The sequence below is a fragment of the Butyricicoccus sp. AF18-9LB genome (assembly GCF_027684505.1).
Classification (GTDB): domain Bacteria; phylum Bacillota; class Clostridia; order Oscillospirales; family Butyricicoccaceae; genus Agathobaculum; species Agathobaculum butyriciproducens.
The window spans coordinates 190,110-203,192 of the sequence record NZ_JAQCWA010000002.1 but is presented as its reverse complement, the minus strand read 5'-3'; the positions used below and the strand labels follow the sequence as shown (position 1 = coordinate 203,192).

The 13,083-nt window shown below is 55.8% G+C and carries 12 protein-coding genes; 6 read left to right on the top strand and 6 right to left on the bottom strand.

The genetic code is table 11. The features are described from left to right. Nucleotides 1-9: 9 nt before the first annotated feature. The 3 genes from glgD to PGY33_RS02865 all read left to right on the top strand — a co-directional run bounded on the left by glgD (nt 10) and on the right by PGY33_RS02865 (nt 5,557). Nucleotides 10-1,137: a glucose-1-phosphate adenylyltransferase subunit GlgD gene (glgD, locus tag PGY33_RS02875; RefSeq protein ID WP_118478120.1), complete on the top strand. Its 1,128-nt coding sequence runs from the start codon at nt 10-12 to the stop codon at nt 1,135-1,137. Nucleotides 1,138-1,329: 192 nt separating this feature from the next. Beyond that, nucleotides 1,330-2,766 carry a glycogen synthase GlgA gene (glgA, locus tag PGY33_RS02870; protein WP_118478118.1) on the top strand — a complete coding sequence of 479 codons (1,437 nt, stop codon included), beginning with the start codon at nt 1,330-1,332 and terminating at the stop codon, nt 2,764-2,766. 343 nt (nt 2,767-3,109) lie between these two features. Beyond that, nucleotides 3,110-5,557, top strand: coding sequence for a glycogen/starch/alpha-glucan phosphorylase (locus tag PGY33_RS02865; protein WP_270477256.1), 2,448 nt, complete (start codon nt 3,110-3,112; stop codon nt 5,555-5,557). A 227-nt stretch (nt 5,558-5,784) separates the two neighbouring features. On the opposite strand, the gene spoIID is transcribed toward PGY33_RS02865, so the two are convergent. After that, on the bottom strand, nt 5,785-6,744 hold the full coding sequence (gene spoIID / locus PGY33_RS02860) for a stage II sporulation protein D (protein WP_270477254.1): 960 nt from the start codon (nt 6,742-6,744) through the stop codon (nt 5,785-5,787). A 156-nt stretch (nt 6,745-6,900) separates the two neighbouring features. Between spoIID and PGY33_RS02855 the strand changes: the two genes are divergently transcribed. After that, the gene (locus PGY33_RS02855) at nt 6,901-7,143 is read left to right on the top strand and encodes a hypothetical protein (protein ID WP_116704711.1); all 243 of its coding nucleotides are present in this window, start codon (nt 6,901-6,903) and stop codon (nt 7,141-7,143) included. Next, on the top strand, nt 7,121-7,438 hold the full coding sequence (locus PGY33_RS02850) for an RNA polymerase sigma factor (protein ID WP_110435333.1): 318 nt from the start codon (nt 7,121-7,123) through the stop codon (nt 7,436-7,438). The genes PGY33_RS02855 and PGY33_RS02850 overlap by 23 nt, the downstream gene beginning before the upstream one ends. 241 nt (nt 7,439-7,679) lie before the next feature. Here PGY33_RS02850 and thiC read toward each other — a convergent pair whose 3' ends face one another. From thiC to PGY33_RS02835, 3 genes are all read right to left on the bottom strand, one after another. Further along, a complete protein-coding gene (gene thiC, locus PGY33_RS02845) occupies nt 7,680-9,002 on the bottom strand; it encodes a phosphomethylpyrimidine synthase ThiC (RefSeq protein ID WP_270477251.1) in 1,323 nt (440 codons plus the stop codon). Nucleotides 9,003-9,340: 338 nt separating this feature from the next. Beyond that, nucleotides 9,341-10,531: a 2-iminoacetate synthase ThiH gene (thiH, locus tag PGY33_RS02840; protein ID WP_442865558.1), complete on the bottom strand. Its 1,191-nt coding sequence runs from the start codon at nt 10,529-10,531 to the stop codon at nt 9,341-9,343. A gap of 211 nt (nt 10,532-10,742) precedes the next feature. Then, a complete protein-coding gene (locus tag PGY33_RS02835) occupies nt 10,743-11,507 on the bottom strand; it encodes a thiazole synthase (protein ID WP_116704713.1) in 765 nt (254 codons plus the stop codon). A gap of 78 nt (nt 11,508-11,585) precedes the next feature. Here PGY33_RS02835 and mscL point away from each other — a divergent pair, with 78 nt between their 5' ends. Then, on the top strand, nt 11,586-11,999 hold the full coding sequence (mscL, locus tag PGY33_RS02830; RefSeq protein WP_270477249.1) for a large conductance mechanosensitive channel protein MscL: 414 nt from the start codon (nt 11,586-11,588) through the stop codon (nt 11,997-11,999). Between the two features lie 47 nt (nt 12,000-12,046). Here the strand turns inward: mscL and thiF are convergent, their stop codons facing one another. Next, on the bottom strand, nt 12,047-12,682 hold the full coding sequence (gene thiF, locus PGY33_RS02825) for a sulfur carrier protein ThiS adenylyltransferase ThiF (protein ID WP_117751049.1): 636 nt from the start codon (nt 12,680-12,682) through the stop codon (nt 12,047-12,049). 206 nt (nt 12,683-12,888) lie between these two features. Next, nucleotides 12,889-13,083 (bottom strand): sulfur carrier protein ThiS, encoded by a 195-nt coding sequence (gene thiS, locus PGY33_RS02820; protein ID WP_199667346.1) that lies wholly within the window; start codon nt 13,081-13,083, stop codon nt 12,889-12,891.

Sequence of the window (13,083 nt, the reverse complement as noted above, 5' to 3'; positions counted from 1 at the left end):
GGCACAAACATGAACAGCGTTTTAGGCATGATCATTGCATTTGATACCGACAGCGATCTCCGTGAGATCACCGAGCACCGCACGGTCGGTGCGGTACAGTGGGGCGGTCGGTATCGCATTATCGACTTTATGCTTTCCAATATGGTAAACAGCGGCATTTACCGCGTGGGCGTACTGATGAAGGACAAGTACCAGTCCCTTATCGACCACATCGGCAACGCCAAGGACTGGGATCTTTCCCGTAAGAACGGCGGCGTAACCATGCTGCCGCCGTATTCCTACTCCAAGAAGGCGTCTCCGCTGGTAACCGGCGAGTACCGCGGCAAGATCGACGCACTGGCCGGTGCGGTTGACTTCCTGCAGAAGAACCGTGCAGACTATGTAGTCGTAGCGGACGGCGACATTGTTGCCAATGTACCGCTCGACGACGTTATCGACCGCCACATCAAGTCCGGCGCAGACCTGACCATGGTATGCACCAAGAAGCAGAAGGATTCCCCATTTACCACCTATGTGGAGCTGAACCGCAAGAAGGAAGCCGTTGACATCCGCGTTGGAGACTGCAACGAGGGCAAGTGCAAGCATGCGGCACTCGGCATTTACGTCATGAGCCGCCAGTACCTTATCCACATGCTGTCCGACTGCGTAACCCATAACTGCATCCACTTCGAGCGCGAGTTCCTCACCCGTGCCCTGATGGACGGCACGGTAGCCGGCTACCTGTTCAACGAGTACGCCGTCAAGGTCGAGGACACCTTCGACTACTACCGCTCCAACATGGACATGCTCGACAAGGATGTCCGCAACGAGGTATTCAAGCGCACCCGTCCGATCCTGACCCGCATCAAGGACGAGGCTCCGACCTACTACGGCGATGAAGCCGACGTAGAGGACTGCCTCATCGCCGACGGCTGCCGCATCGAGGGCAAGGTAAAGAACTCCGTTCTGTTCCGCGACGTTGTGATTGAAAAGGGCGCCGAGGTCAATAACTGCATCATCATGGAAGGCGGACGCATTATGACCGAGGCTTCGCTCCGTCATGTCATCACCGACCGCAATGTTATTATCCGTGATGGCCGCACCATGATGGGACACGAAAATTATCCGATCACCATCGCAAAAAACGCAACCGTTTGATCCTTTTCTGTTAAATCCGCATAAACTTCTGTTTAGAAGTTTCTATCACAGCAAAAACGCATTTTCCGCAGCGCAAATGTTCGTGAAATATTGCTATATTACATTCAGACAGAAACGAGTATAATAAAATTACAACGGGTGCGGAAACGGTCAGCGCTGTTTCCGCACTCTCTGTTGGGGAGGCTCGGCTTTATGAAAATCATGTATGTTACCAGCGAATGCGCTCCGTTCATCAAAACCGGCGGATTGGGCGATGTAGCAGGTTCGCTCCCGCAGGCACTCGCTGCCAAGGGACATGACGTGCGTGTATTCTGCCCGCTGTATTCTGCGATCGACCAGAGTATGCGCGAAAAGTTCTATTACATCAAAAACGCTTACGTCCGTCTGGGCTGGCGCAACCAGTACTGCGGTATCTTCCGCTATGAGGCAGACGGCGTTACCTATTATTTCATCGATAATGAGTATTACTTCGCACGCGGCCAGATCTACGGCGAGTACGACGACGCAGAGCGCTTCGCGTACTACTCCAAGGCGGTACTCGAGGTACTGCCCGATCTGGAGTGGAAGCCGGATGTGATCAACTGCAACGACTGGCAGACCGCCCTCGTTCCGGTTTACTACAACCTGATGTTCGCTTCCCGTCCGTTCTACGAGAACATCAAGACCGTGTTCACCATCCACAACATCCAGTATCAGGGCCGCTACGGCCGTGAGATCCTGGAGTATGTGCTCGGCATTGACGATGCACACTTCCGCTCCGGCTTTATGGCGATGGACGGCGACGTCAACCTGATGAAGGCTGCTATTGTAGCTTCCACGGCTGTCACCACGGTTTCACCGACCTATGCCAACGAAATTCAGACCGAATACTACGGCTACCGTCTGGATTCCGTGCTGCGCATGAACAGCTACAAGCTGCACGGCATCCTGAACGGCATCAACATGGATGCCTTCAATCCGGAGACCGACAGCAAGATCTTCAAGAAATACGGCCCGAACAATCCGCAGGATAAGCAGGTCAATAAGGCCGAACTGCTCAAGCTCTGCGGCCTCGAGGGCGATGCAAACACGCCTGTCATCGGCATCGTTACCCGCTTTGTTGACCAGAAGGGACTTGACCTCGTCGAAGCAGTCCTGCCGGATATTCTGGCGGATGATGTTCGTCTGATCGTGCTCGGCACCGGCGACTACCGCTATGAGCAGATGTTCATCGAGGCCAAGCGCCGCTGGCCGGATAAGGTTTCCGCGTCCATCATGTTCTCCGGCGATCTGGCAAACCGCATTTATGCAGGCGCCGATATGTTCCTGATGCCGTCCAAGTTTGAGCCGTGCGGCCTGGCACAGATGATCGCACTGCGCTACGGCACTATTCCGATCGTCCGCGAGACCGGCGGCCTCAAGGACACCGTTCACGCCTTTGTCGATTACGCCGGCACGGGCAACGGCTTCACCTTTGCAAGCTACAACGCGCACGACATGCTGCACGTTATCCGCGAGGCCTGCGGCGTATTCCGCTTTAACAAGCCTGCGTGGAGCAAGCTGATTATGCAGGGTATGCAGAGCGACTTCAGCTGGGGCAGCTCTGCCGATAAATATATCGAGGTTTACAAGACCGCGATGGGTCAGTAACCGACCTGTCAGCCCGACCCGTCACCCGATTTGAGGGAGTACGGTGACGGTAACCGGTGATTCCGTAATTTTCATCCCATTGAAATCTACGGCACCCTTAGAGGTGCTGACGAGTAATGCGGCAGCCGCATCGCTCAGCAGTACCTCCAAGGCAGTCCCGCGCGGTTCAGCGGCGAGGGATTGTCGAGCAAATTTTGCGTCCTGACGAGGCGCGGGTTTGCAGCAATACTTTGTGTATTGCAAAAAGCCGCAACGAAATCAGGGCACAAAATTTCCGACAAGCACCGCCGATGCAACCGCGTGGGACTGCCTACCAAAATTATGTGAGGAGATAAGAAAGACCATGCCAAAGACCCAGTACACAAAGACCGCTTTGAAAGAAGCCATTGCAGGTAAACTGCAGCGACATTTCGCCTGCGAGGTAGAGGACGCTACCAAGGATCAGGTATACGAGGCTTGTGCCCTCGTAGTGCGCGATGCACTGACAGAGCACATGATCGAAACCCAGAATGAGGTAGAGCGCGACGGAGAGCGTCAGGTGCATTATCTGTGCATGGAATTTCTTGTCGGCCGCAGCCTGCGCAACAACGCCTACAACCTCGGTATGCTGGATGCACTGACCGCAGCCCTCAAGGATATGGGCTTCGAGATGGCAGACATCTTCGAGGAAGAAGCCGATCCCGGTCTGGGCAACGGCGGCCTCGGCCGTCTGGCTGCCTGCTACATGGACGGCATGGCGACCGACGGCGTGCGCGGCACCGGCTACTCCATCCGCTACGAGCACGGCATCTTCAAGCAGAAGATCGTAGAAGGCCAGCAGGTCGAGCTGCCGGATTCCTGGCTGTCTACCGGCGAGGTTTGGCAGATTCCGGCAATGGATGAGACCCGCGAGGTCAAAATCGGCGGCACGGTTGACACCTACTTCGACGATAACGGCAAGCTGGTTGTCAACTACCACGATTACACGCCGGTTCTGGCAGTTCCGTATGATATGCCGATCTCCGGCTACGGCACCAACAACATCGCGCGTCTGCGCCTGTGGAAAGCACAGAGCCCGATCGCACTGGACATGAAGCTGTTCTCCTCCGGTGAGTATCTGAAGGCACTGGAGAAGCACGCGCTGGCGGAGACCATCTCCATGGTCCTCTATCCGGAGGATAACCACCGCGAGGGTCAGTCTCTGCGTCTCAAGCAGCAGTATTTCCTGGTTTCCGCAACCCTGCAGGACATCTGCGCAAAGCACAAGGCCAAGTACGGTACGCTCGAAAACTTCGCGCACAAGCACGTCCTGCACATCAACGATACCCATCCGACTCTGGTTATTCCGGAGCTGATGCGCATCCTGATGGACGAGAACGACATGAGCTGGGAGCAGGCCTGGAACATCACCAGCCAGTCTGTTGCTTACACCAACCACACCGTTATGCCTGAGGCCCTCGAGTGCTGGCCGGTATCGCTCGTTCAGGAGCTGATGCCGCGTGTTATGCAGATCATCTACGAAATCAACGAACGCTTCTGCAAGGAGCTGTGGAACTACTTCCCGAACGACTTCCAGAAGATCTCCAAGCTGGCTATCGTTGCCGACGATACCGTCCGCATGGCGCATCTGGCTATCGCAGGCTCGTTCTCCATCAACGGCGTATCCGCGCTGCACTCCGAGATCCTCAAGGAGCGTGTATTCACCGATTTCTACAAGATCTACTCCTCCAAGTTCTGCAACGTCACCAACGGCATTGCACACCGCCGCTGGCTGTGTGAGGCCAACCCGGAGCTGGCTGAGCTGATTGAGAGCAAGATCGGCACCGGCTACCGCACCCATCCGTCCGAACTGCAGGTTCTGAACAACTATGCGGACGACAAGGAGCTGCTCGACAAGCTGGGCGAGATCAAGCGCCACAACAAGCAGCGTCTGGCGGACTATATCAAGGAGCACAACGGCATCGAAGTCAACATGGACTCCATCTTCGACGTACAGGTTAAGCGTCTGCACGAGTACAAGCGCCAGATGCTGAACATTCTGCACATTATCAGCCTGTACCACAAGCTGAAGGACAATCCGGATATGGATTTCGTTCCGCGCACCTTCATTTTCGGCTCCAAGGCCGCACCGGGCTATGCAGTTGCGAAAAAGACCATTCAGCTGATCAACTCCATCTCCCGCATGATCGACAACGATCCGGCAGTACGCGACAAGCTGAAGGTCGTATTCCTCGAGGACTACAAGGTATCGCTGGCTGAGATCATCATGCCCGCTGCCGAGGTTTCCGAGCAGATTTCCATCGCCGGCAAGGAAGCATCCGGTACCGGCAACATGAAGTTCATGATGAACGGTGCTCTGACCATCGGCACGATGGACGGCGCAAACGTCGAGATTTGCGAGGCAGTCGGCAAGGAGAACATCTTCATCTTCGGCATGGAGACGCCCGAGGCTGAGGCACTGGCCGCTTCCGGCAGCTATGAGCCGATGGTCATCTACCAGAACGATCCGGTGATCCGCCGTGTGCTCGATCAGATGATCCACGGCTTCGGTGACGGCGTGGACTACACCGATATTGCCAACCTGCTGCTGCACGGCGGCAACGGCGGCCCGGCTGACCGCTATATGAGCCTGAAGGACTTCGCATCCTACGCTGAAGCACAGGAGCGCGTAAGCCAGACTTACCGCGATCAGGATCAGTGGAACCGCATGGCTCTGATCAACATTGCAAACTCCGGCCGCTTTGCAGCGGACCGCTCGATCGCTGAGTATGCACAGAATATCTGGAGAGTTAAGACCAACTTTGCTTTCTAAGGCTTCGCCTTCGATAGAAAGGACGTAACCGTCCTTTCTATCGAGAAACGCCCTTGCCAGGCAAGCCTGTAAGGGCTATTGCAGAGAAATCCCCCGAAAACTTCTTGGTTTTCGGGGGATTTCTCTGTTTGTTAAAAAAGTCAGGCACATGTCCTGACTTTTTGTCGCGCTGCGCGCTCCATTTTATATGCGAACATAGTTCGCAATCTTCCCATTTTCCCTTCTCCTCACTCTCCAATCTCCAATCTCAACTCTGTATTCGGGTAGTAATGCGCAAGTATTTCGGTATAATCATATCCCTGCTCCGCCATATATTTCGCACCGTACTGCGACAGACCAACACCGTGTCCGTATCCGATGGTGTGAAACGTAATACTGTCCTCGGTGGTTGTGATGGTGAAATTCGTGGACTGCAGTCCGAACAGCGCCCGCACTGCGGTTCCCTCGACGGTCACGCCGCCGAGCTTCACGGTTTTCACACCGCCAGCCGCCGAACGCACCGAGGACGCAAACCAGCGGTCGGGCGTACCGCTCACATCCGCTTTTGGCAGCGTCTGCGCGACCTTTTCGCGGAACGCATCCGCCGTTAGCGTCACCTCGCTCTCGTATCCAGCGTACTGCGTGCCGCCCGGACTGACCACGCTCTGCAGATACGGAATATCCTCGCCCCAGACATCGGCGGCAGACTCGGTCTTCGGACCGCTGACGCAGTGGAACACGGCCGCAATCGGTGCACCGTCGCAGGTCAGGATCTGCCCTGCCGTGTCCTTGACGGCCTTGCGTATCCGCGAATAGCCTGTGCTGAACGTCTTGACCGCGTCCGGCTGATATGCCGCACAATGGCTGTAATCGTCGCAGACATCCGCATCCGGATGCTCTGCCGGCCGTCCTCTCGACTGCTTATACACTGCGTACGTCCGCGCTGCGACCGCCTGTGCGCGGATGGCTTCAACCGGAAAATCGTCCGCAATCTCTGCCGCCGTCACGCCTTCCACATAGGTCTCCAGCGGCATTTCCTGCGCCTTGCCGTTCACCAGAACCGTGATGGTTAAGCCGTCTGTTGCTGCCGCTGTGACGCTTTCTGTGGGTGCCTGCGGCTCCGTCTTGTCCGTTTCCGATGGGTAAAATACCGGCAGCAAATACAGCACCAGCACCAGTCCGACACCGGTCAGCAGCAGTCTGTGCATGGTATCTCCTCCTTCCCTCTCTACCACAGTGTATGATGCAGATTTGGGGAATATAACACAAAATATAGTTTTTCATTGACAACTCATACTTTATGTTGTATTATAAGGGACATAAAGAATCGAACATTTGTTCGTATATCGTAAGGAGGGGCCGCCATGAAATTATGTGAGATGGCGCAGGAATACCGTGTAAATGTCGCTCTGCTGGAGCTGCGTATCAAGCAGCTTCAGGCGGCGCAGAAGCGTGCGCGTCAGCCGGAGGTGCGCTACCGACTCAAACAGCGCGCGAAATTCCTGCAGACGCTGATCAACGAAAGCCGCCAGACCGTATTTCTGATGGAGCACTACCACGACCACAGTGAAGAAGGTGACGCGCATGCGGACTGTCGCGCTGTCTGAGCACACAGCGACACGGCTGGCCTACCGACAGTATCTCGGTCTGCTCGCGGAGGACGACCGCGGCTTCCGGCAGGCATTCCGCACGGCCTTCTTCCGGGCCATGCGCGAGCAGCTGACACCGCGGCAGTACGAGGTGCTGTGGATGATCGAGGTGGAGGGATTATCCTGCAAGCAGTGCGCCGAACGGCTCGGGATCAGTCCATCGGCGGTATCGCGGCACTGCTCCCGCGGCAAAAAGCGGCTGCGGACGCTGCTTGCGTACAATCTGGAGCTGAGACATCAGTATTTTTCTTAGCTGCAAGCGAAAACCGGCACATACAGAGTTTTTTCTCCTTATGTGCCGGTTTTGTTTGTTTGATTGCCGAATCGAGATCGAACACTTGCGAAGCAAACGGAATCCTGCCTGCAAGGCGCGATTTTTCTTCAGAATTCGACCGAAAGCGTGGTTTTGATCGAGAGGCGGCTCGAAAAACGTTAGTTTTTCGACAGCTTCAAAAAAGAGCGGTCTCCCGACCGCTCTTTTTCATTCCGAAGCATCAGCATGCGCCCTTTTCCGAGCAGAATTTGACTTCTTTGCCCTCAAGAATCATATTTGTGGTACGCACGGCGCACATTTTACCACACATCGAGCAAGTATGACGCTCGGTCGGCGGAACCTGATTATAGAAGCGCTCGGCCTTTTCCGGGTCGAGTGCCAGCGCGAACTGCGCGGGCCAGTCCAGCTTATGACGCGCGTCCGCCATTGCGTTATCGCGGTCACGCGCACCGGGCAGACCGAGTGCGATATCGGCGGCATGGGCCGCGATCTTGCTGGCAACGATGCCCTCGCGCACGTCATTTTCATCCGGCAGGCGCAGGTGCTCCGCCGGTGTAACGTAGCACAGGAAGTTCGCGCCGGCCTGTGCGGCGATGGCGCCGCCGATGGCCGAGGTGATATGGTCGTAACCCGGTGCAATATCGGTGACGAGCGGCCCGAGGACATAGAAAGGCGCTCCATGGCAAAGGCGCTTTTCCATCTGCATATTGGCCGCGATCTCATTCATCGCCATATGGCCGGGGCCCTCGATCATAACCTGCACATCCTTCGCCCACGCACGCTGTGCAAGATTGCCCAGCTCGATCAGCTCGCTGATCTGACCCGCGTCGGACGCATCATCAATGCAGCCCGGACGCAGTGCGTCACCCAACGAAATGGTAACGTCGTAGCGGCGGAGAATGTCCAGCACCTCGTCGTAATACTCGAAGAACGGATTCTCATTGCCGGTCATCTTCATCCACGCGAACAGCAGCGAGCCGCCTCGGGAGACGATATTCATTTTGCGGCCCTCACGCATAAAGGCTTCGACCGCACGGCGATTGATACCCGCATGAATGGTCATGAAGTCCACACCCTCCTTGGCGTGCGCCTCAACAACCTTGAGGAAATCCTGTGCGGTGATCTCGAGCAGATCCTTTTCCAGATACCCGATCGCGTCGTACATCGGCACGGTGCCGATCATCGCCGGCGACATGTCGATCAGCTGCTTGCGGAAGGTGTTGGTCTTGCCGTAGTTGGACAGGTCCATGATGGACTCCGCCCCCATGTCAACGGCCATGCGCACCTTGCGCAGCTCCATCTCGTAGTCCTTGCAGTCACCCGAAATGCCGAGATTGACATTGATCTTTACGCGGGTGCCGTCGCCGACCGCCTCTGCGGACAGGCTTTTGTGATTGATGTTCGCCGGAATCGCAATCGTACCCTTTGCGACTCGTTCCATGATGAACTCGACCGGACGGTTTTCCTTTTTGGCGACCGTTTCGATCTCCGGCGTGACGATACCGCGCTTTGCGGCATCCATCTGCGTTGCATAATCTCTCATGGCTTACTGATACTCCTTCGGAATAAAATTTATATTGCTTCCGGAGTGCGGTTTTCATATAAATCTGCAGTGGCATGCGGTGCGCTCTGTCCTCAGCAGATTGCCGCACTTCGGCGGCTGACAAGCCTTGTTCTAAGGGGGACTCCGTCCCCCTCGGCGCATCGCAATGCGCCGTTACAATACTTCAACAAAGTCCAGCTTTGCCGGACTTTGTTCCCTATACTTTGGGACGCGTGTCCCGAACCACCTTTGCCGTGCAAAGGTGAGGGGGTTATCCGAAAAAGTTTCTATGGAACTTTTTCGGTATCTAAGGGGGACAGAGTCCCCCTTAGAAGTCGTTAAACGTACAGATAATCTGCCATTACAGGCTGCAGATTATGCTCTACGATTGCGTTATACACCTCATCGACCGAGCGGCCGTCCGAGATCTCGAACTGCTCATCGCCCTTATCCTCGCCGGAGTGACCGCCAATACCGACGTCTACGCCGGCGGAAATCTTGGTGGCGGCGATGCCGATGATGTTATCGCGGAAGCCTGCCCGCTCGCGGGTCGAGATAGTGATGGACGCGAACGGCATGAAGATGCGGTAGGCGCAGACCACCTGCAGCAGCTGCGGCTCGTGTACGTCCTTCGGATTGATCTTATCGTTATTGATGATCGGGCGCAGGCGCGGACACGAGAACGCGATCTCTGCGTGCGGATACTTGCGCTGCAGCAGATACGCGTGCAAACCGGTCGCAAACGCGTCCTTTCGGAAGTCGGACAGACCGAGCAGCGCCGCAAAGCCGACACCGCGCATGCCGCCCATTAAGGCACGCTCCTGTGCGTTCAGGCGGTACGGGAAAATGCGCTTGTGACCGCCGAGGTGCAGGGTTTTGTACTTCTGGTCGTCATAGGTCTCCTGAAATACGGTAACGTAGTCCACACCGCACTCATGCAGATAAGCGTACTCATCCACGTTGAGCGGATAAATCTCGATGCCGATGACACGGAAATACTTGCGCGCCAGCTTAACGGCCTCACCGATGTAGGATACCGGCGACATGGCACGGCTCTCACCGGTCAGAATGAGGATTTCCTGCAGACCGGTCTCCGCGATGGCCTTCAGCTCCTGTTCGATCTCGTCCATATCCAGCTTGGCACGGCGAATCTTGTTATGACAGTTGAAACCGCAGTAAATGCAGTAATTTTCGCAGTAATTGGCGATATACAGCGGCGTGAACATCTGCACTGAGTTGCCGAAATGCTTGCGCGTTTCCGCCTGTGCGCGCTGTGCCATCTGCTCAAGGAACGGCAGCGCCGCGGGAGACAGCAGCGCGCCGAAGTCCTCCGGCGAGAGAACGTCCTTGCGAAGCGCACGCAGTACGTCAGCCGCCGTATAGGCATCCGCGTCATAGGCGTTCATGCGGGAAATGACCTCGTCCTGCACCTCGGAGCCGATGTTGTCCATACCCGGCTGGTACTCCATGTGATTGGTTTGTTCAGTGATATATTTTGCGGAGATGATCTCCGTTTTTTCGTTTTCCATGACAAATACCTTTCTGTTTTCGCGCAAAGCGCGCATTTAATCGAAAATTGCGGCGCAATTTTCATAAAAACGCGGGGCGTGTACCTGCGTTTTTATACAAGGAAGAAAATTTGTGTGCCGTGTAACGACGCGCAAATTTTCTTGCCGGATATGTCCGGGCTTTGCCCGGCATATCCTTTTTCGATTGAAAGCGTGGTTTCAATCGAGAACTTTAATCCTGCAGGAAACCGGTCAGCGGAGAGGATGCCGAAGCCGTCTCACGGACACGGCCCAGACCGGCAAGGTATGCCGTGCGGCCTGCCTCAATCGCCTGCTTGAACGCCTCAGCCATCGCCGGAATATCGCCTGCGGTGGCAATCGCGGTGTTCGCCATGATGGCTGCCGCACCCATTTCCATTGCCTCGCAAGCCTGCGACGGACGACCGATGCCTGCGTCTACGATGATCGGCAGGTCGATTTCGTCGATCAGGATTTTGATGAACTCGCGGGTAGCAAGACCCTTGTTCGTACCGATGGGAGCCGCCAGCGGCATGATGGAGGCCGCGCCCGCGTTGACCAGATCACGCGCAACGTTCAGATCGGGATACATATACGGCATGACAACAAAGCCTTCGTTTGCGAGAATCTCGGTCGCGCGGATAGTCTCCTGATTGTCCGGCAGCAGGTACTTGCTGTCGCGCATGATTTCGATCTTGACGAAATCGCCGCAGCCGCACGCACGCGACAGACGCGCAATGCGAACTGCCTCGTCGGCATTGCGGGCACCCGAGGTGTTCGGCAGCAGCGTTACGCCTTCCGGAATATAGTCGAGGATGTTAGCCGTGCCGCCCTCATTTGCGCGGCGCAGCGCCAGCGTGATGATCTGTGCGCCTGCGTTCTGCACAGCAGCGTTGATCAGGTCGAGCGAATACTTGCCGGAACCAAGGATAAAGCGGGACTGGAACTCGTGTCCGCCGATTACAAGCGTATCTTTCATGTGAAAAACTCCTTTTTCTTGACCCATTTAAGGGAAACGTATAAACTGATAGTATAAATAAGAAAGGGGAACGTAAAAGTGAAAAAGTTTATCGAAGAATTCAAAGCCTTCGCGCTGCGCGGCAACGTGATGGACATGGCAATCGGTGTTATCATCGGCGGTGCGTTCACCAGCATCGTGACTTCACTGACCGATAACCTCATTAACCCGATCCTCGGTGCGGCCGGGAGCACCGACCTGAGCGCGTTCGTGCTCAAGATTGGCGGTGTGGAGCTGCGCTACGGTGCATTCATCACCTCGATCATCAACTTTTTGATCATGGCGTTCGTGCTGTTCTGTCTGCTCAAGGCAGTCAATAAGCTGACCGCGCTCGGCAAAAAGCCGGAAGCACCCGCAGAGCCGACCACCAAGGTCTGCCCGTTCTGCTGCAGCGAGATTCCGATCAAAGCTGTCAAGTGTGCACACTGCGGTTCCGATCAGCCGAAAGAATAATGGAGAGTGGAGAATGAAAGCTGCGGCTTCTGTTCTCCGTTTTCTATTTACGGCTCCGTTTCGCCAATGAGCAGACGCAGCACCATGGTTCCCTCGTGTGCCGAGCAGACCGCTACGCGCGGCGCCATCAAGCCGAGACCGTCGGCTACATCGCTTGTACCGTCGCCGCAGAGATACACATGGCCGAAGCGTTTTTCGGTCTTGATCAGGTTCGCTGAGCCGTAGCCTGCCATGCCGCTGCCCGACACGACCGGCTTTTCCGGCAGTCTGGTAAGCAGATTCTCGAGCAGCATGGCCTTCTGGTCCGGCTTGTCGAACGCCTCTACGACCACATCACAGCCGGAGAACAGCCGCTCCACGTTGGACGGAACGACCCGCTCGGTGTAAGTCTCGTAGGTGAGATAGGGATTGATGGCCTCAAGCTGCTCGACAAGCGCGAGCGTTTTCGGAATGCCGAGATCTTTCATCGTGTAATGCTGTCGGTTGAGGTTGGTGATGTCCACCACATCGAAATCCACGAGGATGAGATGACCGACACCCAGCCGCGCCAGAAAAATCGCAAGGTTGGAGCCAAGCCCGCCCAGACCCGCAATGCCGACACACGCCTTGTCCAGCTTAGCCTGAATATCCGCGCCGTGGCGTTCCACCAGTGCGTCATGCAGTTGTTCTTTGGTTAAAATCATGGGAATTCTCCTGTAATCACGCGCAGCGTGCATTTAATCGGAAATTGCATTGCAATTTCCATGAAAACCGGGAGCATATATCTCGGTTTTCACACCAGTAAGAAATTTGTGTACCGCTCGCAGCGCGCAAATTTCTTTGGGACATATCCGCGTTTTACGCAACATGTCCCCTCTTGCACCAAACTGCAGTTTGGCGCGAAGCGGTATCAGCCGCCGCCCACAAAGCATACGACTTCCAGATGGTCGGCATCGGTCAGCTGCTCTTCCGCGAACTGCGCACGCGGAATGATGGTGCCGTTCTTCTCGACAGCCACACGCTGCGGGTCGTGACCCAACTCCTTCAGCAGTGCCAGAACCGTGCCCTCTGCGGGAACGGCACGTTCTTTACCGTTTACTTTCAT

Excerpts from the sequence above, each read along its gene's own strand:
- glgD (WP_118478120.1), top strand. The coding sequence starts at position 10 with ATGAACAGCGTTTTAGGCATGATCATTGCATTTGATACCGACAGCGAT.
- glgA (WP_118478118.1), top strand. The coding sequence starts at position 1,330 with ATGAAAATCATGTATGTTACCAGCGAATGCGCTCCGTTCATCAAAACC.
- PGY33_RS02865 (WP_270477256.1), top strand. The coding sequence starts at position 3,110 with ATGCCAAAGACCCAGTACACAAAGACCGCTTTGAAAGAAGCCATTGCA.
- spoIID (WP_270477254.1), bottom strand. The coding sequence starts at position 6,744 with ATGCACAGACTGCTGCTGACCGGTGTCGGACTGGTGCTGGTGCTGTAT.
- PGY33_RS02855 (WP_116704711.1), top strand. The coding sequence starts at position 6,901 with ATGAAATTATGTGAGATGGCGCAGGAATACCGTGTAAATGTCGCTCTG.
- PGY33_RS02850 (WP_110435333.1), top strand. The coding sequence starts at position 7,121 with ATGCGGACTGTCGCGCTGTCTGAGCACACAGCGACACGGCTGGCCTAC.
- thiC (WP_270477251.1), bottom strand. The coding sequence starts at position 9,002 with ATGAGAGATTATGCAACGCAGATGGATGCCGCAAAGCGCGGTATCGTC.
- thiH (WP_442865558.1), bottom strand. The coding sequence starts at position 10,531 with ATGGAAAACGAAAAAACGGAGATCATCTCCGCAAAATATATCACTGAA.
- PGY33_RS02835 (WP_116704713.1), bottom strand. The coding sequence starts at position 11,507 with ATGAAAGATACGCTTGTAATCGGCGGACACGAGTTCCAGTCCCGCTTT.
- thiF (WP_117751049.1), bottom strand. The coding sequence starts at position 12,682 with ATGATTTTAACCAAAGAACAACTGCATGACGCACTGGTGGAACGCCAC.
- thiS (WP_199667346.1), bottom strand. The coding sequence starts at position 13,083 with ATGAAAGTAAACGGTAAAGAACGTGCCGTTCCCGCAGAGGGCACGGTT.